Below are 25,046 nucleotides of genomic sequence, written 5' to 3'. Positions count from 1 at the left end.
AGGTTTTGCAACTAGGTGCATAACCGGGAACGGGTCCCCGCGATCACCGCCGCCGCCCGGAGCCCGTAACCCCGGGGCCGGGCCGCCGCCCCCTGTGGCGCAGTTCACGGCCGCCCCCGCACGGGTAGCGTCTGCCGAATGATCACTCAGCACACGGTGACCGTGAACGGGATGCGCCTGGCGTACGAGGTCTCCGGCCCTCCGAACGGCGACCCGCTGCTCCTGCTGCCCGCACTGGGCGAGTGCGCGGGCGATTGGGCCCCCGTACGGGAGGTCCTCGACCGGGAGCGCCGGGTGTACGCCGTGGACCTGCGCGGGCACGGCCGCAGCGACCGGCCCGGCGAATACTCCCTGGAACTCATGCGGGACGACGTCCTCGGCCTCCTCGACGCCCTCGGCCTGGACCGGGTGGACCTGGTCGGCCATTCCATGGGCGGGGTCGTGGCCCACCTCGTCGCGCAGGCGCGGCCTTGGCAGGTGGTCCGGCTGGTCCTGGAGGACGCCCCCGCGCCGCTGCCGCGGGAGGCGCGGGCCCCGGTCCGCCCCGAGGGGGAGCTGCCCTTCGACTGGGAGATGGTGCTCGCGGTCCGCGCCGGGCTCGACCGGCCGGACCCCGCCTGGCTCGCGGGCCTGGGGCGGATCACGGCCCCGACCCTGGTGGTGGCGGGCGGCCCGACGAGCCACGTACCGCGGGAGAGCATCGCCGAACTGGTCCGCCGCATCCCCGGCGCCCGCCTGCACACCATCCCTGCGGGCCACCTGATCCACGCGACGGCCCCCCGCGAATTCAACGCGGTGCTCACGGAGTTCCTCGGGGACCCCCGGACGCCGGAACGGCCCGGCGTTCGCTGACTGGGGTGAGAAGGCCACGGGACCTCGGCGCGAGCCTTCGCCGAGGTCCTCGCAACGACCGCGGGCGGCTGGCACCCGGGGCGCCGGAGCCGCCGCGCACCGTACTGGCCGCCGGACAGCGCAACCACCACCGCTGCCCGGGGGCCTGGAGGGCCGCCGCGGGCACCGGCGGGGGCACCGACGGGGGCACTACAGGTCGATCGAGCGGTACTCGTCGAGCACCGTGAAGCCGGTGCTGTCGTACAGCCGCATCGCGACCTCGTTGCCGCCGAAGACGTTCAACATCATCGCCTCGTCGCCGCCCTGCCGGGTGGCCCACGCGCCGACGGCCATCGCGGACCGGCCGTAGCCCCTGCCGCGGTGCTCCTCGTACACCTCCAGCGAGAAGCCGAAGGTCACGCCCGGCAGGAAGCCGTGGTTCACCCAGCCCGTGCCGACCACCTCCCCGCCCACCTCCATCGCGTAGAACGCGTGGCCCGGCGTCCGGTAGCCCTGCGGGAGGTGGCGGGCGAAGTCCTCGTCGGACTTCGCCTTGGCCTGCTCCGGGGTCAACGCCCCGGCCCGGACGATGTCCACGACGTACCCCGCCTCCTCCCTGGCGTACCAGCCCGGATACTCCTCCTCGGTGAGCCGGCGGACCGTCAGGCCCGCCGGCAACTCGGGCCGCTCGACCACGGCGCGCATCCGGTTCTGCCCTCGTACGGGGTAGTCGGCGAACGCCCCCGGCCCGCCCGTGAGCCGCACCTCCACCCGCTGCGCGCCGCGCTCGGCGCACCACCGCTCGGCCCACTCGCGCCCCCGCGGCACCGTCAGGTCGTGGATCCGGCCGACGGTCGCCCCGTTGTCCTGCGTCACCTCGACCGCGATCCAGCCGGTGCCGTCCGTGGCCACCGTCCAGTCCTCGATCCCCCGTACCGCCCGTTCCAGCAGGGCACGGGCCAGCGGCTCCGAGCATCCGGCGGCCCGGTACCCGTCCAGTACGCGGGCCTCGAACCCGTTGCGCCACGCGTCCCGGTCGGGGGCGGTCTCGATGCCGTTCATCCGGACAGCCTACTCACGGGGGCGGCACAGGCGGACCGTGACGATCTGGAACGGACGCAGCGTGAGCGAGGTGGTGCCGTCCGGGGCCGGCGCGCCCACCGCCGAGCCGTCCAGGGGGCGTTCGAGGAGGTCGCTCTCGACCGCCGCCGTGATCGGGAAGCCCGGTGCGAGGGTGGCCGTGGCGCGGCCGCCGCGGGACTCGTAGAGGCGGACGATCACGTCGCCGCTGCGGTCCTCGGCCAGTTTGACCGCCTCGACCACCACCGCGTCCTCGTCCACCGCGACCAGCGGGGCGACCGGGCCCGCGCCGGGGACCACCCGTTGCGGCAGGTTCAGCGCGTGGCCCTCGCGCACCGCGTCCGCGATCTGCGCGCCCGGCGCCAGCGAGAAGCGCAGGGTGTGGGCGCCCTGGTCGGTCTCCGGGTCCGGATAGCGCGGGGCCCGCAGGAGGGAGAGGCGGACGGTGGTGGTCTGTCCGCCGTCCGGCCGCACGTCGCGCGTCACGTCGTGGCCGTACGTGGAGTCGTTGAGGACCGCGGTGCCCCATCCCGGCTCTTCCACGTGGATCCACCGGTGCGCGCAGATCTCGAACTTGGCCGCCTCCCACGAGGTGTTGGTGTGGGTCGCCCTGTACACGTGCCCGAACTGGGTCTCGGAGGCGGACCGTTCGGCCTTCACGTCGAGCGGGAAGGCGGCCTTGAGGAACTTCTCCGTCTCGTGCCAGTTCACCTCCGTCACCATGTCCACCGTCTTGGCCCCGGCCCGCAGGGTGATCGACTGGATCGCCGACGAGTGGCCGAAGGACCTGCCGATGCGGACCGTCACCGCGTCCGGTCCGGCTTCCACCACCGCCGGCGCGTCCGCCCCGACGAGGTCGGTGACGCTGTTGCGGTAGAAGGCGTCGATGTCCCACGCGTCCCACATGTTCGGGAAGTCGGGGTGGATCTGGAGCAGGTTCGCGGCCTGCCCCGGCGCCACCGCCTCGCGGCGCGCCTCCAGGTCGTACGCGGACACGATCAGTCCGCGGCCGTCGACCTCCACCAGCAGCCGCCCGTTGGCCAGGACGTACCCGCCGCCGTGCCGCTCCTCCACGGTGACCGGCTGTCCCGTCCCCTGCGGCACGCCCGCGCCGCCCGCCGGGATGCCGCGCCGGGCGTGCGGGGCGCAGTTGAAGACCAGCTCGGTGGTGCCCTCCCCGGCCAGGGCCAGCTGGGCGGCCAGGGCGATCCCGCGCAGCTCCTCGCGCACCTTCGCGTACGTCGCGCGCGCCTCGCGGTGCACCCAGGCGATGGACGATCCGGGCAGGATGTCGTGGAACTGGTGGAGCAGCACTGTCTTCCAGATCCGCTCCAGGTCCTCGTACGGGTACCCGTACCCCGGCACCCGGACCGCGGCGGTGGCCGCCCAGAGCTCGGCCTCGCGCAGCAGTGATTCGCTGTGCCGGTTGCCCTGCTTGGTCTTGGCCTGCGAGGTGTAGGTGCCGCGGTGCAGCTCCAGGTACAGCTCGCCGGCCCAGACGGGCGCGTCCGGGTACTCGGCGAGCGCCTTCTCGAAGAACGCGTCGGGCCGTTCGATCTCGACGCGCGGGGAGCCTTCGAGGTCCCGCTGCCGACGGGCCCGGGCCAGGTGCTCGCGGGTGGGGCCGCCGCCGCCGTCGCCCCAGCCGAAGGGCACCAGGGAGCGCGAACCCCGGCCCTTCTCGCGGTAGTTGCGGGCGGCGTGTGCCAGCTGCGTGCCCCCGAGATCGCTGTTGTAGGTGTCGACGGGCGGGAAGTGGGTGAAGACGCGGGTGCCGTCGATGCCCTCCCACCAGAAGGTGTGGTGCGGGAAGGCGTTCACCTGCGACCAGCAGATCTTCTGGGTCAGGAACCACTTCGAGCCGGAGAGCTTCACGATCTGCGGCATCGCGGCGGTATACCCGAACGAGTCGGGCAGCCACACGTTGTGGGTGTCGATGCCGAACTCGTCCAGGAAGAACTTCTTCCCGTACAGGAACTGTCGGGCCATGGCCTCGCCGCCGACCATGTTGGTGTCGGACTCCACCCACATGCCGCCGACCGGCACGAACTGCCCGTCCGCGACCTTCTTCTTGACCCGCTCGAAGAGCTCGGGCCGGTGCGTCTTGATCCAGTCCAGTTGCTGCGCCTGCGACATCGCGAAAACGAACTCGGGGTGCCCGTCCATCAGGTTGACCACGTTGGACGCGGTCCGGGAAACCTTGCGGACCGTCTCGCGCAGCGGCCACAGCCACGCGGAGTCGATGTGGGCGTGGCCGACCGCGCTGATCCGGTGCGCGGAGGCGTTGGCGGGGGCGGCGAGCACCCGGGCGAGTCGCGAGCGGGCGGTGGCCGCCGTCCCGGGGACGTCGTCCAGGTCCACCGCGTCGAGGGCGGTCTCAAGCGCCCGCAGGATCTCGTGGCGCCGTGCGTCGCCCTCGCCGAGCTGCACCATCAGGTCGTGGAGGACCTCCAGGTCCTGGACGAGTTCCCAGACCTCGGTCTCGAAGACGACGAGGTCCATCCGGGCCAACCGGTACAGGGGCTCGTCACCGCTGGTCTGCAGGTCGCCCTCGTACGTCGCGCGGTGGTCGACCAGGACGGGGTTGGAAGCGGCTTCCACGTACCACTCGACCCGCTCGCCGCCGGCCGCCGCGTCGGCGACGCGCACCCAGTCGTTGTACGGGTTGAGCGCCTTGACCACCGCCCCGTCGCAGGTGTGGACGAGCCCCTCGCACTGGAAGCCGGGCATCATCCGGTCGAAGCCCAGGTCAAGGACGGCTTCGACCGTACGGCCGGCCCACTCGGCCGGGACGGTGCCGGTCACCTTGAACCAGGTGGTGCCCCAGGCCGGGCCCCAGCCCTCGCCGATCGCGCAGGGCCCGTACGGGGCCGCCAGGCCCTCGGTGACGGGCACGGGCTCGCCCGGGGCCTCCCAGCGCCCGATCTCCAGGGCGACCGGGCGGGAGTGGACGGCGGGCTTGATGCGCTCCTTGAGGACCCGGCGCAGGCGGTGTTCGGTGATGCTGCGGTCGTCGTGCATGACGGCTGCTCCAAGGGGAGGGAGGTCGCGAACGGCAGGAAGGGGGTGGGGGCGCGGGCGGGGGCTCAGGTCTTGACGGCTCCTTCGCCCACTCCCTTGAAGAAGAAACGCTGGAGGGCGAAGAAGAGCAGCATCATCGGCAGGAGCGCCGCCATCGCGCCGGCTGCGATGATCCGCTGGTCGTTGGTGGTGGAGGCGCCGGCCAGGGTCTTCAGACCGAGCTGGAGGGTGTAGTGGTCGCTGTCGGTGAGCACCAGCAGGGGCCACAGGAAGTCGTCCCAGGCACCCATGAAGCTGGTGATGCAGACGACGGCCAGGGCTCCCTTGGCGGCGGGGAGGAAGAGCCGGGTGAAGCGGGTCCACTCGTTGGCGCCGTCCAGGACTGCGGACTCCTCCACCTCCTTGGGCACGGCGAGGAAGGCCGAACGCATGACCATGATGTTGAGGACGGAGACCGCGCCGGGCAGCCACACGCCGATGAGGGTGTCGACCAGGCCCATCTCGCGGACCGTCAGGAACATCGAGATCATCACGGACTCGAAGGGGAACATGAGGGTGGCCACCAGCACCGTGAAGACGGTCTTGCGGCCCTTCCACGCGGCGCGGGAGAGTGCGTAGCCGCCCATCGCGGCGAAGAGCACGTTCGAGGTGATCGCGAGGACGGCCACGACCAGGGTGTTGCCGACGTACTGCAGGAGCGGGAACGAGTCGGCGACCAGGACGTAGTTGTCGAGGGTGGGCCGCGCGGGCAGCACGCCGTCGTACACGTTCTCGGTGCGACCGCGGATCGAGGTCAGGAACTGCCAGACGATCGGCCCGAGCATCACGACGAGCATCACGACCAGAGTGGCGTACCGGGCGGCGAGCCCGATCCGGCGGCTCACCCCTCGTCCCCCCGGGACAGGCGGCGGCCCAGCAGGCTGAAGGCCAGTGTCAGCAGGAACAGCAGGATCGAGATGGCCGAGGCGTAGCCGGTCTCGCCGGAGAAACCGAGGCCGACCTGCCGGATCAGGAAGGGCAGGGTGCGGGCGCCGCCGCCGGGGCCGCCGCTCTCGCCGCCGAGGATGTAGATCTCCGTGAAGACGCGCAGTGCGGAGATCGCGGAGAGCGTGCCGACCAGCAGCATCATCGGCTTCACCTGCGGGACGGTGATGCTGAGGAAACGGCGGACCGGGCCGGCGCCGTCGAGGGCGGCCGCCTCGTGGAGGGAGGCGGGCACGTTCCCGAGCGCGGCCAGGTAGAACACCATGTAGTAGCCGAGTCCCTTCCACACGGTCACGATCATGGCGGAGACCAGCAGCATGGTGCTGTCCGTCAGGAACGGAACCGGCTCCGAGACGATGCTCAGCTTCAGGAACACGGTGTTGACGAGCCCGTCGCTGCGCAGCACCCACTGCCACATCAGGCCGACGACCACGGCCGAGGCGATCACGGGCGTGTAGAAGGCGGAGCGGAAGAACCCGATGCCGGGGATCTTCGCCTGCACGAGCACGGCGAGTGCGAGCGGCAGGAAGACCAGGCACGGCACGACGACCACGAGGTAGAGGACGCTGTTGCCGGTGGCGACCCAGAAGTCGGGGTCGGCGAAGGCCCGGGTGTAGTTGTCGAAGCCGACGAAGGTGCCGCCGCGCAGGATCTGCGCGTCGGTGAGGGACAGGATGACGGTGTTGACGAACGGCCAGAGGCTGAACAGCGCCACCATCACCAGGCCGGGTGCGAGGAAGAGGTAGGGAGTCCACCACGTGCGGTGGACCAGCCCGGTCTCGGCCTCCATGGCCGCCAGGGCCTTGCGGCGCCGCCGGCGGGCCGCCCGGTCGCCGGGGGCGGCGGGATCGGTGCGCCCGACGGGGTCCGCGGTGGAGTCGGCGGGGTCGACTGAGGCAGCGGGGTCGGCCGGGCTCCCGCCGGGGTCTCCCGGTTGCGCGGCTGCGGCGTACGCGGCGCGCGTCATTGCCGCGCCGACTTGGCGAGCAGCTGGTTCGCCTCCTCCTGGGCCTTGCGTACGGCCGCCTTCGGGTCCTGCTCGCCCTGGATCGCCTTCTGCATCTCGCGGACGACCGCGTCGCCGACCTGGTTGGTCCACTGGACGGGGGTGTTGGCGTCGAGTGCGGCGCTCTTCAGCTGCTCGGCGCCGACCGCACGGGCCACCGTCTCGGCGTCCTTGCCGTCGCCCCGGTCCGCGAAACGCGGATCGGCCAGGCCCCGGGCGTTGGACGGGTAGATGGTCGCGTTCTTGGAGAACTCCACCTGGTTGGGCCCGTTGGTGACCCACTTGGCGAACTCGGATGCTGCGTCGAGGTGTTCCGTGCCCTTCTTGATGCCGAGCGACTGGGCGTAGATGCCGATGTGGCCGAGCGTGCCGGTGACCGCCCCCGCGACCTGGGTGCCCGCGTAGATCTGCGGCGCGTTCTGCTTGATGTCCTTGACGAAGCCCGGGGAGCCGGGGCCGAAGACGAGTTTCCCGCCGCCGTAGAGCTGGTTGATGTCATCGGCCTTGAGGAGGGACTCCTTGGGCATGGCGCCCTTGGCGTACAGGGCCTTCATCCGCTCGACCCACTCGACGGCCTTCGGGGTGTCGAAGACGAACCGGTCCTGCTTCCCGTTCAAGATCGGTACGCCCATCTTTTGCCAGTCCCCGGGGAGCCGGCCCTTGGGATCGGCCATGAAGGCGGAATACCGGCCGCCCGACGCGGCGGCGATCTTGTCGGCGTAGTCGAAGAACTGCTCGACGCTGGTCGGCGGCTTCGCCGGGTCCAGCCCGGACTTCTCGAACAGCTCCTTGTTGTACGTGAGGATCTCCGGGGTCACGTACCACGGGTAGGCGTACACGCCGTTGCCCTTGCCGGGGAGCTTGAACTGCTCCCAGGAGCCGGGGACGTACTCCTCGGCGACCTCCGGATCGAGCTCGGCGACGTCGGCGAGCAGGCCGCGGTCGCCGAGGAGTTGGAAGGAGTCGGTGGACAGGTTGACCACGTCGGGGAGGGCGCCGGCCTGCGCGTCGGCGACGAGCTTCTCGTTGTAGCCGTCGCCGGGCACGTCCTCCCATCTGACCTTGGCCTCGGGGTACTTCTTCTCGAAGGCGTCGATGACGCCCTGGACGTACGCGGTGAACTTGGGCTTGAGCTGGAGGGTGCGGAAGGTGATCTCGCCGGACACCTTGCCGCTCTTGCGGGCCTGCGGCACCTCCGTGGCGCCACCGCTCACTCCACAGGCGGCGAGCGGGAGGAACGTGCCGACCACGAGCGTGGCGATGGCAGCACGGGTCGCGTTCGAACGGGTCATCGTCGCCACCTTCAGGGGGAGTTCCGGCCTCGCTGCCGGAGCGCGCAGCCCACGCTGACCCCACATCGCGACGTCGTCAATGCGGCCGAAGTCCCGATGGGCGGGTATCCATGGGTACCGAATCACCGCACCGGCCCGGCAGGCAGAGGAAAGTCTCGGAGTCAATACCGCAACGACCTGGACTAATGCGCTTTAGTTCTAAACCTGTCGGAGGTGATATCGATTCCATAACGAACCCGCTCCCGGGTCGGATTTTGACTTCTTACGGGCGGTCGAACGAGCCCGTGCACTAATGCGGTTTACCTGGGGTGCACCGTCAAAGTCCGTTGCGCGCCGGGCGCTCGAACGACTAGGTTCCCGAGAACGGCGTGTAGCTCAGCAGCCAGAGCACCGACCTGCACAGTCGGAGGGCGCAGGGGCAGGACCTGCCACGCCGGCCATGAACGAGAAGACCGACCAGCAGCCCCCCGCCGGTTCCCCGCTCCCCGCGGCCGTCCGGGCCGGGGCCCGGATGCGCCACTGGTTGCGCGCGCTGTCCGACACGGACCGCGCCCGCCCCGCCGACGGCGGGCCGCTGCGCCCGTACGAGCTGGAAGCCGCCCGGCGGGCCGGCGTACCCGCCACGCGCCTGGACCTCTTCGCGCACTTCCTCGGCGAGGACGGCCTTCGCACCCTCTGGTCACTGCTGGACAGCGGACGGTACGAGGTCACCCTGCCCGAGGAGGCCGCCCTGCTCACGGTCGCCTGGCTGGTACGGGCCGGCGACGACGACGCCGCGGAGGAACTGGTGGCGCAGCTGCGCCCGTTCGCCGACCGGCTTCCCCTCACCCCGCGCCCTGCGGACGTCCCCGCCCCGCCGGCCGACGCCGTGCGCCGCCGGAGCGCCGCCGAGGCCTCGATCGCCCTCGGCCTGCGCAAGCCGAACCCCGCCGTCGAGGCACAGCGCGAAGCGCTCTCCGTCTGGCGGCCCTTCGAGGACGAGCTGCTGGCCCACCGGCTGCGCGCCGACTCCGAAGGGCACGGCGCGCAATGGCGTGCCGACGGCGCCGCCCTGCTGGAGCGCTACGCGGACCTGGCCGCCCGACACACCCGGTGCACCGGGCACCTCGACCCCAAGTCCAACCCCGCCATCCTGCGGCGCGCACTGGCCGAAGCGGTCGCGGGACGTCCTGCGGACCCCCGGCTGGCCGGTCTGCTGCGCCACGCCGTCACCTCGATGGTCGCCAAGCGGGGACGGCCCGGGTCCCCCGAGCACACGAGGCTGCGCGAGGTCCAGGCCGCGCAAGCCGCCCGGCCCGCGCACCACGAGCTGGCGGCGCTGGCCCGGCACCGGCTCTGCGCGCCGGACGCGGACCGTGCGGCGCCCGGGGCGGGCCGACTGGAGGGCCCCGTGACCGCCGAGGAGGCCGCACGGACGAGCCTGCCCGCCGGGACTGCGCTGCCCCCGGCGGTCCGCGCGCTGCTCGCCGGAATCCGCCCCACTGACGTGACCGCCCTGCTGGCGCAAGCGGCGGTGCCCTCCGCGGAGGTGCTGGCCGAGCTCGTCCCACAGCTCGCCACCACGCACACCGCCCGCGGATACGCCGACGAGCCGCTGCGCACGCTCTTGGCGGCAACGCACCGGTCCGGGGCGGCCCGTTCGACGGTGAACCACTGGTGGACGCCCGCCCGGCACGCCCGGACGGGTACCGCGCCCTGGGTCCGGGCGGTCGCGGCCCACGGCCCCGATCCGGTGGCGCAGGCGCGGCTGACACTGCGGGCGGTCGGTGAACTGGCCGTGGAGGCGTTCCCCGGCGCGGGGATCCCCGACCGGCTGGTGGGCACTCTCTCTTCGCTGGCCCAGCTGGCGCAACTGCCGGTCCGCTTCCTCTCGATGCCGCTCGCGAACTCGTTCTCGGGGGCCGTGAACCCGGATCTGTACCCGGCCGTGCACAACGCCGCCGACTTGCTCCGGGGCACGCCGTACGAGCGCTACTACGGCATCGACTACGCGGCGCTCCGGGAACGGGCGGCGGCGCAGGACGCGGTCGCGCTCATGGACCTGTGCGCCGGGCGCGCCGGCCTGCCGCAGCACCGGCGCACCGGCCAGGGCGGCCGACGGGACACCCCCCTCGCCCATGACGCGGCCGTCCAGGAACAGGCCCGCGTCCTCACCACGTTCAACATGGCCACGCTGGTCCGCGAGGTGGGCATCGAGCCGTCCTCCGGCTGGGACGGCCTGGCCCGCGGGGCGTTCACCGCGGCCCGCCGCCGGTCGGCCACCCCCAAGCGGACCGCCTGCGCCTGGCGGCAGCTGGTGTTCCACCTCTCGCTGTGCGGTGCGGACGAGCAAGCGGCGGTGCTCGTCTGGATCGACGCGGAGCTGGCCCGGCTCCCGCAGGCCGCCGCACGGCTCGCGCCCGCGCTCGCCCGGCTGCGCCTGGCCGCTACTTCATCCGGTACTCGACCTTCTCCGCGAGCTTGCCGTCCTTGAAGCAGAAGCGGAACACGGTCTCCGCGCCGCCCTCGGCGTCCGCGGCAGATATGTACCAGGAGCAGACGCTGCCTGCCGGTTCGGCCGGGCCGCCCGACTTCAGGGCGTCCTTGATGAAGCTCTCGCCGGACGGCATCTTGGCGCGGACCGCGTCCTCCGGGTCGCCGACGGCGACCGATTGGTAGACGCCGGGTTCGAGCATGGTCTTACCGGCGGCGTCGACGACCTTCCCGACGCCGAAGACCAGTGCCGCGGCGGCCGCGAGGCCGAGCACCAGCATCACTCCACAGCCGATCAGACAGCCCTTGCGCTGTGCCACGTCCGTTCCTCCGTACCTTGCAGATCTCGTTGACACTCAGACCTTCGCAAGGGTCGGGAGCCGCGCGCCGTCCTCCAAAGTCTTCGGCGCCCGCGACGATCGTCGTGGGCAGAGCCGTCAGTTCGAGGGGGCCGTCAGGTCGCCGGGGTCGGTGTTCGCGCCGCACAGGACGACGGCCACCCGCTCCCCCGGCGGCTCCGGTGCGGTGCGCAGGGCCGCCAGGGCCGTGGCCGCGCCCGCTTCCACCGCGATCCGGTGCTCCTCCCACAACGCGCGCCGGGCCCCGGTGATCGCCGCGTCCGGGACCAGGACGGACCGTACGTCGTCCTGCTGTGCAGCAGCCAGCGCGGCCGCCGAGACGCGGGTGGCGCCCAGCGAGTCGGCGGCGACCGAGTCCACGGTGACGTCGACGGGCCGGCCCGCCTCCAGGGCCGCGTTCAGTGCCCGGCAGTTCTCCGGTTCGGCGGCGATGACCCGTACGCCGTGCTCGCGGGCCGCGGCGGCGACACCGGCGAACAGTCCGCCGCCGCCGACCGCGACGACCACGGTGTCCAGGCCGGGCAGTGCGGCCCGGATCTCGTCCAGCAGCGTGCCGGCGCCCGCCGCGATGAGCGGGTGGTCGTAGGCGTGGCTGCTCAGCGCGCCGCTCGCCGCCGTGAACTCCCCGCACGCGGCCAGCGCTTCGGAGTACCGGTCGCCGACGAGCCGTACGTCGGCCCCGTACCCGCGCAGCCGCTCCACCTTCACGCGGGGCGCGGTGACGGGCAGGAACACGGTGGCGGGGACGGAGTGTGCGCGGGCCGCCCAGGCGCAGGCGAGGCCCGCGTTGCCGCCGGAGGCGATGGTGACCCCCGCCTCGGGGAGGGCGCCGGCGGCGTGGTGGGCGGCGAGGAAGTTGTGGGCGCCGCGGGCCTTGAAGGAGCCGGTGTGCTGGAGGTATTCCAGCGCGTACCAGACGCCGTCGGCGGCGGGCGCGACGGCGACCGGACGGACCGACCCGGCCAGCCGGTCGGCGGCGGCGCGTACCGCGGCGTAGTCGAGCTGCTGTTCCATGGCGGGTCCCTTCAGGCGGCGGTAGGCCGGTTGGCCTCGATCAGCTGGCGCAGGGCGCCGTAGTACACCTCGTGGTCGGTCAGGGCGGGCAGTACCTCGGCCAGTCCGCCCGAGAGCACGGGGAACCGCTCCGGATCCAGCGCTGCCAGGGCGGCCCGCGAGGCGGCGGTGGCCCCGGCCGGATCCCGGTGGTCCACGAAGGCGGCGCTGCCGAGGGTGAGCAGGTACATGCGGCGGTACGCGGTCATGGCCTCGGCGGGGGTCATCCCGGCGGCCGTGCTGTCGGCGAGCGCGGGCTCGACCAGCCGGGCGAGCAGCCGGCGGCCGAGCCAGGGGCGGCCGCCGCGGAGCACCAGCAGCCCGGGGTGTGCGGTGAGCAGCCGGTAGAGCGCGGTGAACCGCTGTTCGGTGGCCTCGGCCCAGGCCGTCCCGGCCGGGATCGCGGGCAGTTGGCCGGCGAGGTGCTCGGTGCAGAGGTCGAGCAGTCCGGCGAGGTCGGTGCAGCGGCGCTGGACGGTGGCGTGGGAGATCCCGAGCCGGTCGGCGAGGGTGCGGAAGCTCAGTGCGTCCGGCCCTTCCTCGTCGATCAGGCGCAGGGCGGCGACGGCGATCGCGTCGGGCGTCGCGCGGTCCAGGGCTGCTGATCTCCTCGGCATGAGATACATCGTATCAGTCAGCGGAACATACGCCGTATCACACGGCCGCCTCCCCGATCGTGTGACGTCGACTACGGCCATATTGCTGGTCATTGAGCCATAACCATCGACTTATGTTGACAGTGGGTAGTCGCACCGCTGCACTGAGCGCACTACAGCCAGCCCCGCCGGTACGCCCGCCCCCCACGTCAAGGAGTCTTAGTGCCGCCTCGCCTGCGCGCGTCGCTCCCCTGCCTGACCGCGGCCGCCCTGCTCGCCTTCTGTCTCGCCCCCGCCCCCGCGGCCGCCGAGCCCCACGCCACCTCGGACACCCCGCTCGCGCTCACCCCGCCGATGGGCTGGAACAACTGGGCGCACTACATGTGCGACATCGACGAGGCCAAAGTGGTCGCGAACGCCGACGCGCTGGTCTCCAGCGGCCTCGCGGCCAAGGGCTACGACACCGTGACCGTCGACGACTGTTGGATGACCAAGAGCCGCGACGCGGACGGCAACCTGGTCGTCGACACGCAGAAGTTCCCGCACGGGATGGCCTGGCTCGGCGAACACCTGCACGCGAAGGGCCTGAAGTTCGGCATCTACGAGGACGCCGGCTCCCTCACCTGCGAGCGCTACCCCGGCAGCGGCTCCCCCGACGGCGGCGGCCCGGACCACTACGCCCAGGACGCCCGGCAGTTCGCGTCGTGGAAGGTCGACTACGTCAAGATGGACGGCTGCAACCTGTGGGTGCCGCCCGGGACGACGAAGGAACAGGCGTACCGCGACGCGTACGGCGCCGTCGCCGAGGCCCTGCGCACGAGCGGGCGTGACATGGTGCTGTCGGCTTCGGCGCCCGCCTACTTCCAGCAGGGCGAGTGGGGAGGCTCCGACTGGCACAAGGTCCTCGGCTGGGTCGGCGAGACCGGCCAGCTGTGGCGCGAGGGCAAGGACATCAAGGTCTACAACGCGGCCGCACCCGCGACCTCGCGGTGGAGCTCGGTGCTCGGCAACTACGGCTACAACCGCTGGCTCGGCCGGTACGCGGGCCCCGGCAACTGGAACGACCCCGACTTCCTGATCGCGGGCGCGCCCGGGCTCACCGAGGCCGAGAGCCGCAGCCAGGTGGGGCTGTGGGCGATGATGGCGGCGCCGTTCATCCTGTCGTCCGACGTCTCCCGGCTCACCCCGGCCGGGCTGGCCGCCCTGGGCAACACCGACCTGATCGCACTGGACCAGGACCCGATGGGCCGCCAGGGCGCGGTGCTCTCCGCGAACGCCACCTTCGAGGTGCTGGCCCGGCCGCTGGCCGACGGTGACCGCGCCGTCGCCGTGCTCAACCGGTCCGGCAGCACCCGGGACATCTCCGTACCGCTCGCCGACATCGGCCTGTCCACGTGCACGGTCGACGCCGAGGACCTGTGGAGCGGCAAGAGCACCGAAGTCTCGACCTCCCTGTCGGGCAAGCTGGCCGCGCACGACACGGCGGTGTGGCGGCTCTCGCCGCGCGAGGGCTGCGGCGCCGCGGTGCCCACCGGGCAGATCACCGGCAACGGCGCGCAGTGCGCCGACGGGGTCAACACCACCGGCGTCGGCGCGGTGGTCCTCGCGCCGTGCACCGCGGCGGCCGACCAGCGCTGGGTCCTCGGGCCGGACTCCAGCGTGCGGCTGACCGGTGAATGCCTGTCGGCGGGCGAGAACGGCGCCGTGGAATTGGCCGACTGCGCGCCCGGGGAGCCGGGCCAGCGCTGGACGCACCGCCGGGACGGCGCCCTGGTCGAGGACGTGAGCGGGATGTGCCTGACGGCTCCCGCCGCGGCCGCGACCCCGGACGCCCCGGCCGAACGGCTGAAGCTGACCGAGTGCGGCGACCACCGCAGCGACCAGGCCTGGTCGCTGCCGGTGTGACGTCCCCACCGGCGCCGTCCCACGGACCGCCCCGCGCGCGGGAGCCCTGCACGCGGGCCGCGGGACCGCTCGGCGCCCGGCACCCGGCACCCGGCACCCGGCACCCGGCACGGAATCCAGCCACGGGTCCCGCACGGGACCCCACCCCAGACCACGGATCGGTGACTCGACGGATGACGATCTCCTCGCCCCGGCGCCGGCGGCGCACGCAGTTGCGCCGCCGGGTCGCCCTCGCCGCGCTGCCGGTCCTGCTCTGCGCCGGCTCCCCCGCGCCGGCCGCCGTGGCCGATGCGGCCCTCGTACGGGACCGGGCGCCGGCGGCGGTACCGGACGGTGTGCCCGGCGCCCCGAAGCCGCGGGGCTTCGACACCGGTCCCGCGCGGGCCGCGCTGGAGCGGCTGCTGCCGCGCCACGCCGCCCAGTTCACCCTCGTGCCCGAACCGGCCGCCGCCGGGGCCGACCGGTTCACCGTGTCGGGGGCCGCGGGTGCGATCACCGTGCGCGGATCCAGCGGCGCCACCCTGCTCACCGGCGTCGGCTGGTACCTCCAGCACGTCGCCGGGGTCGACATCGGCTGGCCCGGCGACAGCATCGGCATGCTGCCCGCCCGGCTGCCCGCCGTGCCCGCGCCGGTCACCCGCAGCTCGCTCGTCCCGCACCGGTACGCCCTCAACGACACCGACGACGGCTACTCGGGCGCGTACCGCACCTTCGAGCAGCACCAGCGGCAGATCGACCTGCTCGCCCTGCACGGGATCAACGAGGTCTTCGTCCAGGCCGGAGCCGAGTACCCGTACTACCGGGCGCTCCAGGGCTTCGGCTACTCCGCCGCCGAGCTGCGCGCGTGGATCCCCGGCCCCGGGCACCAGAGCTGGTGGTTGCTGCAGAACCTGAGCGGCTTCGGCGGCCCGGTCTCCGAGCGGCTGGTGCAGGAGCGCGCCGAGCTCGGCGGGCGGATCGCCGAGCAGCTGCGCGGGCTCGGCATGACCCCGGTGCTGCCGGGCTACTTCGGCACGGTCCCGCCGGGGTTCGCCGCCCGCAACCCGGGCGCCAAGACGGTGGCGCAGGGCGACTGGGCGGGCTTCGACCGGCCCGACTGGTTGGACCCGTCCACCGCGGTGTTCGGGAAGCTGGCCGCCGCGTACTACGCGGAGCAGCGCGCCGTGTTCGGGGACAGCTCGATGTACCGGATGAGCCCGCTGCACGAGGGCGGGACGGCCGGCACCGTCGACGTGAAGAACGCCGCCCGCGCCGTCCAGTCGGCGCTGCACGCCGCGCACCCGGGCGCGATGTGGGCGGTGCTCGGCTGGCAGGACAGCCCCAAGCCGGAGCTGCTCGCCGGGGTGGACACCTCGAAGCTGCTGATCCTGGACGGGCTCTCCGACCGGTACAACCGGCTGGACCGCGAAACGCGCTGGGGCGGCGCCCCGTACGCGATGGGCACGATCTACAACTTCGGCGGGCACACCACGATCGGCGCGAACACCTCCGTGTGGATCGACCGGTTCGGCTCCTGGAGGGCCAAGTCGAACAGTGCGCTGAAGGGCACCGCCTACCTGCCGGAGGCCACCGGGACCAATCCGGCCGCCTTCGACCTGTTCACCGATCTGGCCTGGGAGCCCGGGCCGATCGACCAGCACACGTGGTTCGCCGATTTCGCGGCGCGCCGGTACGGGCGGCCCGACGAGGAGGCGGCCGCCGCCTGGGAGGAGCTGCGCACGGGCCCGTACAGCACCTCGTCCGGCCTGTGGTCGGAGTCCCAGGACAGCCTGTTCAGCGCCCGGCCCAGCCTGACGGCGGTGGGCGCGGCGTACTGGAGCCCGAAGTCGATGCGCTACCCGGCCGATGGGGTCCGCCGGGCCCTGGACCACCTGCTCAAGGTGGATCCGAAGCTGCGCGGCTCCAGCGCGTACCGCTTCGACCTGGTGGACACCGCACGGCAGGCCCTCGCCAACCACTCCCGGGTGCTGCTGCCGAAGATCAAGGCGGCCTACGAGGCGAAGGACCTGGCCGGGTTCCGCGAGCTGACCGGGCAGTGGCAGGACGGCGAGCGGCAGTTGGACGCCGTCACCGGCTCGGACCCGAACTTCCTGCTCGGCAACTGGCTGTCCGCGGCCCGCTCCTGGGGTTCGGACGCGGCCGAGCAGGACGGGTACGAGTACGACGCCCGCTCGATCCTGAGCGTGTGGGGCCGGCGCAGCACCAGCGAGGGCGGTTTCCTGCACGACTACGCGAACCGTGAATGGAGCGGCCTGATCCGGGAGTTGTACGCGCCCCGGTGGGCGGCCTACTTCGAGGCGCTGGAGGAGTCGCTGGTGAAGCGGGCGGCGCCCCGGGAGATCGACTGGCACGCCTTCGAGGAGGACTGGGCGCGGCGCACCACGCGGCATCCGAGCGGGGAGGACGGCCCGCAGGGGGATCCGTACGCCCTGGCATCGGACGTCGCGGCGGCCCTGAAATCCTCGGAGGGGGCCGCCCGATGACCGCTTACACCACCCGGCGCGGTGGCGGTCGGATCATGGGCTGATCATCACCCGCAGGTGGGAATCCCGCTACCCGTGCGAGGGAGAACGCCTCCGGAGGTTCGACGCGCGGGACGCGCACTCGGTTGACTGGCCCGGAACCGACCACAGGGGCGGCCGTCGGAACACCCGGCGGCCGCCCCTTCCGACGCCGTGACGGCACGACGCCAGCAGGAGTGCACCGAGCATGTCCGAGGACACCCCGCCCGCCGAGGACCGCACCACGCCCGTGACCCTGGAGCTGCTGACGCTCCTCGCCGCCGGGGTCGCGGATCTGGCCCTCGACCAGTTACGGCAGTCCGCCGACCGGGCCCAGGAGGTACTGCGCCGCTCCGACCTGCGGGAGCTGCTCACGGACGGGGTCGTGGAGCTGCGCAAGCGCGGAGAACTGGCCACCCGCCGGACGGGCGCGGGAGCGGACAACCATCTGGAGACCATGGCCCGGCGGGCCGCGGAGCGGGTCGCCGCCGAGGGCCACCCCCGTGCATGACCACACCGGCTTCAAGGAACGCATCGACGAGGTGCTGGTGCGACTGGCCGACGAGGAGGAGCGGACCCTGCTCGGACTGCACGCCGAACTCTCCCCGCTGTCGGAGCAGTTGCGCCGCTCGCTGGCCGACGGGAAGCGGATCCGGGCCGCATTCCTGTACTGGGGCTGGCGGGCGGCGGGGCAGCCCGACTGCGAGGGCGTGATCCGCGCCGCGGCCGCGATGGAACTCGTCCACGCGGCGGCCTGCACGCACGACGACATCATCGACGGCAGCACGATGCGGCACGGTCGGCTCACCGCGCACGCCGCGTTCGCGGCCACCGGGCAGCGCTCCACGGCCCTCGCGGTGATCCTCGGCGATCTGCTGATGGGGTACGCGGGCCACGTCTTCAGCTCCTGCGGGCTCCCCGGCGCCTATCTGGCCCGGACCGTCCCCCTCTGGTCCGCGCTGCTGCGCGAGACGATGGCGGGCGAGTTCCTGGAAGTGCTGCGCACCGGGACCGGCCCCGCGCAGACCGCCCGGACACCGCAGGTGGCCGAGTCCTTGGAGGTGGCCCGCTTCAAGACGGCCAAGTACACCGTCGAGCGGCCGCTGCACCTGGGCGCCACCCTCGGCGGGGGCTCCCCCGCCCTGCACCGGGTCTTCTCCGCGTACGGGCTGCCGCTCGGCGAGGCCTTCCAGCTGCGCGACGACCTGCTGGGCACCTTCGGCGACCCGGCGAGGACCGGCAAGTCGAACCTGGACGACCTACGGGACGGCAAACCCACCGCGCTGCTCGCCCTGACCGTCGCGGCGGCCGGCGACGACGGGCGGCAACTGCTCGCCGAGCTGGTCGGCCGGTCCGGTCTGGACGGGGAAGAGGCCGCGGCGGTACGCGAGTTGATGGAGGCCTGCGGGGCCCGGCAGCAGGTCGAGGACATGATCCGGGAACGCATCGACCGGGCCGTCGCCGCGCTGGACGCCGTACCGATGCCCGCGGAGGCGCGGTCCGCGCTGGGCCAGCTCGCCGGCACCGCTGCCGAACGCTCGCTGTAGCCGCGGCCCGCCCGCACCCCGGCCCCCGGGCCCCGGCCCCCGCTGCTGCTGCCGCCCCCACGACAAGGACGAATGAAGTGACCACCGCCGAGAACGCCTCCGAGAACGCCGCCGCCCCGCCGCGTCCCCGCTACGACGACGCCGCCCTCGACGCCCTGTCCACACAGGGCGATCCGCTCGCCGACGAGACCGTCGCCGCGCTGTTCCACCGCGGCGAAGTGGGCGACTTCAACACGCTCATGCGGTTCTTCACCACCGCCGGGGACCCGCTCCCCGCACGGCTCCCCGCCTCCGCGCGCACCTACTTCGAGGCCACCGCCCTGCCCCCGGCCTGGGTCGACTGGGACGTCATGGAGCAGGCCCGGCTGTTCTTCATGGACAACGCCGCCCACATCAACACCGGCCTGTCCTTCGCCGCGATGCCCGTCAGCTACGCCGTCCCCCGGATGGCCCGACTGCTCTCCTCGACGCACTCGCTCGCGTACCCCTCCCGCCGAATGGCCAACACCGGCCAGTTCGTCACGTACCTCATGCGGACCGATGCCTTCGCCGACGGCAGCAAGTTCGTCCCGGCCGCGCAGAAGGTCCGGCTGCTGCACGCGGCGGTGCGCCACCACCTGCGCCACGGCGGCCACTGGGACGTCGAGCGGGACGGCACGCCCATCTGCCAGGAGGACATGATCGCCGGGCAGACGTTCTTCTCCCTGCTGGTGCTCGACGCCATGCACCGGCTCGGCATCCACATGAGCGAGGAGGGCGCGGAGGCCTACTACTACGCGTGGCGGGTCGTGGCGGCGATGCTCGGCTGCGACCTGTCGGCCGTGCCGGAGGACCTCGCCGAGGCCCGCGCGTACTGCGACCTCTACCTGCTGCGCCATCTCGGGCCCTCCCCCGAGGGCGTCGGCCTGGGCGCGCAGCTGCTGCGGCTGTACGAGGACGTGGTCCCCGGCACGCTCTTCGACCCGATGGTCCCGGCCACCGTCCGCTACCTCGTCGGCGACACCATCGGCGACTGGCTGGAGGTCCCGCGCAGCCCCTGGGACTCGGCGGCCAGGGCCGTCCCGGTGTTCCTGGGTCTGCTGGAGGCCGTCGAGGACAGCAGCCCGTTCGCGGAGTGGGCGCTCGACAAGGCGGGCTCGCTGCTCGCCGGCTTCGAGCTGTCCGCGCTGACCCGGGGCCGGGTCATGCACCACGCGATCCCGGCGGAGCTGAAGTCCGAGTACGGGGTGAAGGCCCCGCGTACCGGCCGCTGGGTGCCGCCTGCGCCGGCCTGCTGACCTCGGTGCACCGACCCGCTGACCCGGTGCGCCGACCCGCAGCACCGAACCGGTGCACTGACCCGAACGGGGCCGAACGGGCGCGGCCGGACGCAGGGGCGCCCGGGACGGCCCGGGGCGGAGTCACACTGGACGCGGCGGGCGGGGCCCCTCCCCGTCCGGTCTTCCGGCGGACGGTGACTGCGCATGACCCGTGTGAATTCGAACCCGGGGCGGCGGCGCCGCATCCTGGGCGGCGCCGTCTGCGGGCTGGTCGCCGCCTGTGCGGGACTGGCCGTGGCGGAGCTGGCCTCGGCGGCCGTCCGGCCGGAGGCCTCCCCGGTCACCGCGGTCGGCGGGGCCGTCGTCGACCGTACGCCGGTGGGCGTCAAGGAATGGGCGATCCGGGAGTTCGGCACCGCCGACAAGCTGCTGCTGACCCTCGGGATCGTCGTCGTCCTGGGTGCGGTGGCGGTCCTGGCCGGAGTGCTCGCCGTACGGCACCTGCCCGCCGGGATCGCACTCGCCGGCTGTTTCGGGCTGGTCGGAGCGGTGGCCGCGCTCAGCCGGCCGGAGGCGACCTGGCGCGATGCGCTGCCGTCGCTGGTGGGCGGGCTGGCTGCAGCCGGGCTGCTGTACCTGCTGGTTGGCGCGCTGACCAGGCCCCGCCCCGTGGGCGCGCCGCCGGGCGGGGCGTGGTCGCTGGGCCGGCGCGGGTTCGGTCGGCTGGTCGCCGCGGCCCTCGCGGCCTCGGCCGGGATCGGGTACGCGGGGCGGCGGCTCGGCGCGTACGGCTCGGCGGGGGCCACGGCCTCGCGGGCGGACCTGGTCCTGCCGGAGCCCACCGTGCCGGCGGCGCCCGTCCCGCCCGGGGCGCAGCTGCCGGTGCCGGGGATCTCCCCGTTCATCACCTCCGCCCGGGACTTCTACCGGGTGGACACCGCCCTGGTCGTGCCCCGGGTGGACGCGGACACGTGGCGGCTGCGGATCCACGGGGAGGGCGTCGCCGCTCCGCTGGAGCTCGGGCTGCGGGAGCTGCTGGCCCGGCCGCTCGTCGAGCACGACATCACCCTGTGCTGCGTGTCGAACGAGGTCGGGGGCCCGTACGCGGGCAATGCCCGGTGGCTCGGCGTGCGCCTGGCCGATCTGCTGCGCGAGGCGGGGGTCCGGCCGCCCTCGCACGGCGGTCCGGCCGATCAGCTGGTGGCGCGGTCAGTGGACGGGATGACGCTCGGTACGCCCGTCGAGACGGTCATGGACGGTCGGGAGGCGCTGCTGGCCGTCGGGATGAACGGCGAGCCGCTGCCCTTCGCGCACGGCTTCCCCGTACGGATGGTCGTACCGGGCCTGTACGGGTACGTCTCGGCGTGCAAGTGGCTGACCGAGCTGCGCCTGACGACGTTCGCGGCGTACGACGCGTACTGGGTGCGCCGGTCCTGGGCGCCGCGTGGCCCGGTCAAGACGCAGTCCCGGATCGACACCCCGCGCCCGTCCGCCGAGCAGCGGGAGGGGCGGGTCGCGGTGGCGGGGGTGGCGTGGGCGCAGCACCGGGGGATCGCCCGCGTGGAGGTACGGGTGGACGCCGGCCCGTGGCAGGAGGCCCGGCTCGGGGCCGCGGACGGCAACGACACCTGGCGGCAGTGGGTGTGGGTGTGGGACGCGACTCCCGGCCCGCACACCCTGGAGGTCCGAGCCACGGACGGCACGGGCGCCGTACAGACGGGGGTGCGCACCGGAACCGTCCCGGACGGGGCGACCGGGTGGCACTCGGTGCCGGTGCGTGTCCGTCCGGCTCCCCCGCGGAAGGCATGATGCCGACATCCTGGGAAACCTCCCCGTACGTCAGGAGCCGGCCCTCGTGGAGCTGACCAGTACGTCGTTCCTCGTCACGCTGATCGTGGTCACCGTGCTCGCCGTGCTCGCCGCGCTGCTGCTGTGGAACCGGATCCCGGGTCCCGGGTGGGTGCGCTGGCCCGTGCGGGTGCTGATGATCGCGCTGTGCCAGCTGACCTCCATCGCGGTGATCGCGACCTGGATCAACGGCAGCTACGGGCTGTACTCCTCCTGGGACGACCTGCTGGGCACGGAGAGCGCGCAGAACTCCACGGCGATGACCGGACCGCCGCCGGGCCGGGCGAAGTTCACCCTGGGCGGCGACGGTACGCAGAGCACCTATTTCCGCGGCTCACATTCCAAACTCGCCGGGCAGGTGATCGTGTGGACCCCGCCGGAGTACCGGGCTCCGGGAGCGGAGAAGACCCGGTTCCCGGTGCTGGTGCTGCTGCACGGGTACCCGGGTTCGCCGCGGACCTGGATCGACCTGGGTGGCATGCCGGGGACGCTGGAGCAGCTGGTCCGGGCGGGCGCGGCGCACCCGTTCATCGTCGTGATCCCGGAGATCTACCCGGGCGGGGTCAACACCGACTGCAGCAACACGCCGACGCGGAAGGTGGCCAGCTGGCTCGCGGAGGACGTGCCGGACCTGGTCTCGAAGAACTTCCGCACCCTGCGCGAGCCCGGGGGCTGGGGGCTGATGGGGGTCTCGACCGGGGCGTTCTGCGCGGTCAAACTGCCGTTGCAGTACCCGAAGGTGTTCCGGGCGGGCGCGGCGCTGGACCCGGACCCGCTGGGCGGGGACCCGGAGGTGCTGGCCGATCCGGTCCTGCGCGAGCGCAACAGCCCGTTGTGGCTGGTCCGGCAGGCAGAACGGGCCGACGTCGGGCTGTTCCTGGCCACTTCCGCGCAGGACAAGGACAGCCCGCCGCAGCAGCTGGAGACCTTCGGCCGGGCAGCGGCGGGCAGCGGGGTCCGGGTCAAGACCCTCGTCCGCCCGACCGGCGGGCACAACTTCCAGACCTGGACCGGGATGTATCCGGACGCGCTGGGCTGGCTGAGCACGGAACTCCCGCCGCCCGGCGACGGCCGAAGCTAGGCCGTGTCCGTCGCATGGCCCGGGCCGGGGCCCGGGCGACCGGCGTTGGCCGGGCGACCCGCGTTGGCCGGGCGACCGGCGTTGGCCGGGCGACCGGCGTTGGCCGGGCGACCGGCGTTGGCCGGGCGGGTGGCGGCATCGGCGAATAGACTGGGGCGGTACGTCCTGCGCTCGCCCAGGCTCCCGGCAGTCGGCCGCGCGGACCCCTTCGGGATCGGTCGACGCTGCGGACGGGCCCAAGGACCCGCCCGTGGGCCGCTCGCCCGGTCGATCGTCCGGGCCGGGCCCACCCGTCCGAGAGGACGACCATGACCCGCCACCTCCGACGGCGGGCGCTCGCCCCGCTCGCCGTGCTGTCCGCACCCGCGCTGGCCCTGTTGGTGGTCGTTCCGGCGGCCGCCCGGCCCGCGGCCACCGTACCGGCCACCGTGACCGCCCCGTCGATCTGCCACGGTCTGACGCAGGGCAACGACCCTTACCACGTCGGGTGTCGGCAGGGGTACCTCGAAGGCTCCAGCTCCGGCAACCGCGACGGCAAGCCGCCCCTGTGCCACAAGACCCTTCCGCCGCTGATCCCGCCCAACCCCACCGCGTTCGTGCAGGGCAAGGTGGAGGGCTACAGGTACGGCTACAACCAGGCGTACGCCAAGTCCGCGGCCGCCAACAAGGCCGCGTGCGACGCCCTGGGCGCATCGCAGAGCCCGACCGCCCCGAAGCCGCCCGCGCAGACGGAGGACAGCATGTTCGCTGCCGGGAAGGCCTCCGGGGAGACCTGGGGCCGCCAGGAGGGCACCGCGTGCGACCTCGCGCGCAAGAACGCCCGCCTCGTGCCGCAGAAGGTGCCCAACACCTTGATCCTGGCCTTCCAGAACGGCTACGCGGTCGGCTACGACACCGCCTACGACGAGGCGTACCGCCAGCACTGCCTGAACAAGTGACCTACGCCCCGTGCAGGCGTACCGGGAGGGATTCGACGCTGTTGCCGATGAAGCTGCGCTGGTGCGGGAGTTCGGGCTCCGGCACCGCGAGGTCGAGGTCCGGGAAGCGGGTGAAGAGCCGCTCCAGGGCGATGGTGGCCTCAAGGCGGGCGAGCGGGGCGCCGACACAGTAGTGCGCACCGTGCCCGAACGAGAGGTTGCGGGCGGCGGTGGGGCGGGTGACGTCGAAGCGGTCGGCGTCCGGGCCGTGGAAGGACTGGTCGCGGCCGGCCGCGGTGTAGCCGGCGAGGACCGGGGTGCCCTGCGGTATCACGGTTCCGTCGACGGTGAGGTCGCGGGTGGGGTACCGGAAGGGGAACCAGCTGACCGGTCCGTCCCAGCGCAGGGTCTCGTCCACCACGTCGGACCAGGTGGCCTTGCCCTCCTGGACCAGGGCGAGCTGGTCGCGGTGCGTGCACAGGGCGCGGACGGCGTTGCTGATCAGGTTGAGGGTGGTCTCGTGGCCCGCGACGAGCATCAGGCGCATGGTGCCGATGAGTTCGGCCTCGCTGAGCCGGTCGCCGTCTCCCTCGCGGGCGGCGATCAGCGCGCTGGTGAGGTCGTCGCCCGGGTTCTCCCGGCGGGCGGCGGCGATGGTGCCCATCAGCTCGACGAGCTCCCGTACGGCGGCCATCGCCTCCGCGGGGGTGGTGTCGGTCGCGATGATGACCGTGTTGGACAGGTGGTGCAGCCGGCCCCGGTGCTCGGGGTCCACGCCGAGCAGCTCGCAGATGACGCTCATCGGCAGCGGCAGCGCGAAGTGGGTGCGCAGGTCCGCGACTGCGTCGGGGGCTTCGGCGGCCGCCCGGCCGAGATCGTCGAGCAGGCGGGCGGTCAGCTCCTCGATGCGCGGCCGCAGCCGCTCCACCTGGCGGGCGGTGAAGGCGTTGCCGACGAGGGAGCGCAACCGGCGGTGGTCGGCGCCGTCGGCGGTGTGCATGCCCTGGGCGTTGGCGAACACCCGCAGCGGCCAGTCCGGCGCGATGGTGCCGTCGTGCAGGGCCGGGAAGTGCCGGGCGTCCTTGGCCGCGTCGGGGTGGGCGAGGAACTCCTTGAGCGCCTCGTGTCCGAGGACGACGGCCCCGGGCACCCCGCCGGGCAGGACGACGTCCGCCACGGCGCCCCGGGCGCGCAGCCGGGCGTTGAGGGCGTGCGGGCAGCCGCCCGCGGGGTCGATGACGTGGGCGGGCGTGTGTGCGTCGTCGGGTGACAAGCCGGCTCTCCTGACCGTTCG

The 25,046-nt window shown here is 73.2% G+C and carries 19 protein-coding genes and 1 tRNA gene; 11 read left to right on the top strand and 9 right to left on the bottom strand.

Annotation, left to right across the window (positions count from 1 at the left end):
* Positions 1 to 138 precede the first annotated feature (138 nt).
* Complete coding sequence (locus tag OHA65_RS32290; RefSeq protein WP_327279670.1) at positions 139 to 852, top strand: alpha/beta fold hydrolase; 714 nt, start codon at positions 139 to 141, stop codon at positions 850 to 852.
* A 189-nt stretch (positions 853 to 1,041) separates the two neighbouring features.
* Here the strand turns inward: OHA65_RS32290 and OHA65_RS32285 are convergent, their stop codons facing one another.
* From OHA65_RS32285 to OHA65_RS32265, 5 genes are all read right to left on the bottom strand, one after another.
* Positions 1,042 to 1,893: a GNAT family N-acetyltransferase gene (locus OHA65_RS32285; protein WP_405762981.1), complete on the bottom strand. Its 852-nt coding sequence runs from the start codon at positions 1,891 to 1,893 to the stop codon at positions 1,042 to 1,044.
* 9 nt (positions 1,894 to 1,902) lie between these two features.
* Positions 1,903 to 4,932 carry a glycoside hydrolase family 38 C-terminal domain-containing protein gene (locus OHA65_RS32280; RefSeq protein WP_329315227.1) on the bottom strand — a complete coding sequence of 1,010 codons (3,030 nt, stop codon included), beginning with the start codon at positions 4,930 to 4,932 and terminating at the stop codon, positions 1,903 to 1,905.
* Between the two features lie 65 nt (positions 4,933 to 4,997).
* The gene (locus OHA65_RS32275) at positions 4,998 to 5,816 is read right to left on the bottom strand and encodes a carbohydrate ABC transporter permease (RefSeq protein WP_327279667.1); all 819 of its coding nucleotides are present in this window, start codon (positions 5,814 to 5,816) and stop codon (positions 4,998 to 5,000) included.
* A complete protein-coding gene (locus tag OHA65_RS32270; RefSeq protein ID WP_405762979.1) occupies positions 5,813 to 6,883 on the bottom strand; it encodes a carbohydrate ABC transporter permease in 1,071 nt (356 codons plus the stop codon). Before OHA65_RS32270 ends, OHA65_RS32275 begins: the two co-directional genes overlap by 4 nt.
* Positions 6,880 to 8,214, bottom strand: coding sequence for a sugar ABC transporter substrate-binding protein (locus OHA65_RS32265; RefSeq protein WP_327279666.1), 1,335 nt, complete (start codon positions 8,212 to 8,214; stop codon positions 6,880 to 6,882). Before OHA65_RS32265 ends, OHA65_RS32270 begins: the two co-directional genes overlap by 4 nt.
* Before the next feature lie 364 nt (positions 8,215 to 8,578).
* Between OHA65_RS32265 and OHA65_RS32260 the strand changes: the two genes are divergently transcribed.
* Both OHA65_RS32260 and OHA65_RS32255 read left to right on the top strand, forming a co-directional pair.
* Positions 8,579 to 8,654 (top strand) — tRNA-Cys (locus OHA65_RS32260).
* Positions 8,654 to 10,687 (top strand): hypothetical protein, encoded by a 2,034-nt coding sequence (locus OHA65_RS32255; protein WP_405762975.1) that lies wholly within the window; start codon positions 8,654 to 8,656, stop codon positions 10,685 to 10,687. Before OHA65_RS32260 ends, OHA65_RS32255 begins: the two co-directional genes overlap by 1 nt.
* Here OHA65_RS32255 and OHA65_RS32250 read toward each other — a convergent pair.
* The 3 genes from OHA65_RS32250 to OHA65_RS32240 all read right to left on the bottom strand — a co-directional run bounded on the left by OHA65_RS32250 (position 10,641) and on the right by OHA65_RS32240 (position 12,715).
* Positions 10,641 to 11,006 (bottom strand): hypothetical protein, encoded by a 366-nt coding sequence (locus OHA65_RS32250; RefSeq protein ID WP_328764390.1) that lies wholly within the window; start codon positions 11,004 to 11,006, stop codon positions 10,641 to 10,643. The two genes, OHA65_RS32255 and OHA65_RS32250, sit on opposite strands and share 47 nt — an antisense overlap.
* A 117-nt stretch (positions 11,007 to 11,123) precedes the next feature.
* Positions 11,124 to 12,059 (bottom strand): serine/threonine dehydratase, encoded by a 936-nt coding sequence (locus OHA65_RS32245; RefSeq protein WP_371645450.1) that lies wholly within the window; start codon positions 12,057 to 12,059, stop codon positions 11,124 to 11,126.
* A gap of 11 nt (positions 12,060 to 12,070) precedes the next feature.
* Positions 12,071 to 12,715, bottom strand: a complete 645-nt coding sequence (locus tag OHA65_RS32240; RefSeq protein ID WP_327279663.1) for a TetR family transcriptional regulator — start codon at positions 12,713 to 12,715, stop codon at positions 12,071 to 12,073.
* Between the two features lie 201 nt (positions 12,716 to 12,916).
* Here OHA65_RS32240 and OHA65_RS32235 point away from each other — a divergent pair, with 201 nt between their 5' ends.
* From OHA65_RS32235 to OHA65_RS32200, 8 genes are all read left to right on the top strand, one after another.
* Positions 12,917 to 14,599 (top strand): ricin-type beta-trefoil lectin domain protein, encoded by a 1,683-nt coding sequence (locus OHA65_RS32235; protein WP_327279662.1) that lies wholly within the window; start codon positions 12,917 to 12,919, stop codon positions 14,597 to 14,599.
* Between the two features lie 173 nt (positions 14,600 to 14,772).
* Positions 14,773 to 17,082: an alpha-N-acetylglucosaminidase gene (locus OHA65_RS32230; RefSeq protein ID WP_405762973.1), complete on the top strand. Its 2,310-nt coding sequence runs from the start codon at positions 14,773 to 14,775 to the stop codon at positions 17,080 to 17,082.
* Positions 17,083 to 17,308: 226 nt separating this feature from the next.
* Positions 17,309 to 17,611, top strand: a complete 303-nt coding sequence (locus OHA65_RS32225; protein WP_327279660.1) for a polyprenyl synthetase — start codon at positions 17,309 to 17,311, stop codon at positions 17,609 to 17,611.
* Positions 17,604 to 18,647 carry a polyprenyl synthetase family protein gene (locus OHA65_RS32220; protein ID WP_405762970.1) on the top strand — a complete coding sequence of 348 codons (1,044 nt, stop codon included), beginning with the start codon at positions 17,604 to 17,606 and terminating at the stop codon, positions 18,645 to 18,647. The genes OHA65_RS32225 and OHA65_RS32220 overlap by 8 nt, the downstream gene beginning before the upstream one ends.
* 77 nt (positions 18,648 to 18,724) lie before the next feature.
* Positions 18,725 to 19,924, top strand: coding sequence for an oxygenase MpaB family protein (locus OHA65_RS32215; RefSeq protein ID WP_371645445.1), 1,200 nt, complete (start codon positions 18,725 to 18,727; stop codon positions 19,922 to 19,924).
* A gap of 186 nt (positions 19,925 to 20,110) precedes the next feature.
* A complete protein-coding gene (locus tag OHA65_RS32210; protein WP_405762969.1) occupies positions 20,111 to 21,715 on the top strand; it encodes a molybdopterin-dependent oxidoreductase in 1,605 nt (534 codons plus the stop codon).
* 46 nt (positions 21,716 to 21,761) lie between these two features.
* Positions 21,762 to 22,835 (top strand): alpha/beta hydrolase-fold protein, encoded by a 1,074-nt coding sequence (locus OHA65_RS32205; RefSeq protein WP_328764388.1) that lies wholly within the window; start codon positions 21,762 to 21,764, stop codon positions 22,833 to 22,835.
* A 308-nt stretch (positions 22,836 to 23,143) separates the two neighbouring features.
* Complete coding sequence (locus tag OHA65_RS32200; protein WP_328764387.1) at positions 23,144 to 23,773, top strand: hypothetical protein; 630 nt, start codon at positions 23,144 to 23,146, stop codon at positions 23,771 to 23,773.
* Between the two features lies 1 nt (position 23,774).
* On the opposite strand, the gene OHA65_RS32195 is transcribed toward OHA65_RS32200, so the two are convergent.
* On the bottom strand, positions 23,775 to 25,025 hold the full coding sequence (locus tag OHA65_RS32195) for a cytochrome P450 (RefSeq protein WP_327279655.1): 1,251 nt from the start codon (positions 25,023 to 25,025) through the stop codon (positions 23,775 to 23,777).
* Positions 25,026 to 25,046 lie beyond the last annotated feature (21 nt).

The sequence above is a fragment of the Streptomyces sp. NBC_00045 genome (assembly GCF_045041095.1).
In the GTDB taxonomy this organism is placed as follows: Bacteria; Actinomycetota; Actinomycetes; order Streptomycetales; family Streptomycetaceae; genus Streptomyces.
The sequence above is the reverse complement of the archived record's forward strand: the minus strand, read 5'-3'. Positions and strand labels throughout refer to the sequence as shown.

Coding starts and splice junctions, on each gene's coding strand:
- OHA65_RS32290 (WP_327279670.1), top strand. CDS start 139: ATGATCACTCAGCACACGGTGACCGTGAACGGGATGCGCCTGGCGTAC.
- OHA65_RS32285 (WP_405762981.1), bottom strand. CDS start 1,893: ATGAACGGCATCGAGACCGCCCCCGACCGGGACGCGTGGCGCAACGGG.
- OHA65_RS32280 (WP_329315227.1), bottom strand. CDS start 4,932: ATGCACGACGACCGCAGCATCACCGAACACCGCCTGCGCCGGGTCCTC.
- OHA65_RS32270 (WP_405762979.1), bottom strand. CDS start 6,883: ATGACGCGCGCCGCGTACGCCGCAGCCGCGCAACCGGGAGACCCCGGC.
- OHA65_RS32265 (WP_327279666.1), bottom strand. CDS start 8,214: ATGACCCGTTCGAACGCGACCCGTGCTGCCATCGCCACGCTCGTGGTC.
- OHA65_RS32255 (WP_405762975.1), top strand. CDS start 8,654: ATGAACGAGAAGACCGACCAGCAGCCCCCCGCCGGTTCCCCGCTCCCC.
- OHA65_RS32245 (WP_371645450.1), bottom strand. CDS start 12,059: ATGGAACAGCAGCTCGACTACGCCGCGGTACGCGCCGCCGCCGACCGG.
- OHA65_RS32240 (WP_327279663.1), bottom strand. CDS start 12,715: ATGCCGAGGAGATCAGCAGCCCTGGACCGCGCGACGCCCGACGCGATC.
- OHA65_RS32230 (WP_405762973.1), top strand. CDS start 14,773: ATGACGATCTCCTCGCCCCGGCGCCGGCGGCGCACGCAGTTGCGCCGC.
- OHA65_RS32225 (WP_327279660.1), top strand. CDS start 17,309: ATGTCCGAGGACACCCCGCCCGCCGAGGACCGCACCACGCCCGTGACC.
- OHA65_RS32210 (WP_405762969.1), top strand. CDS start 20,111: ATGACCCGTGTGAATTCGAACCCGGGGCGGCGGCGCCGCATCCTGGGC.
- OHA65_RS32200 (WP_328764387.1), top strand. CDS start 23,144: ATGACCCGCCACCTCCGACGGCGGGCGCTCGCCCCGCTCGCCGTGCTG.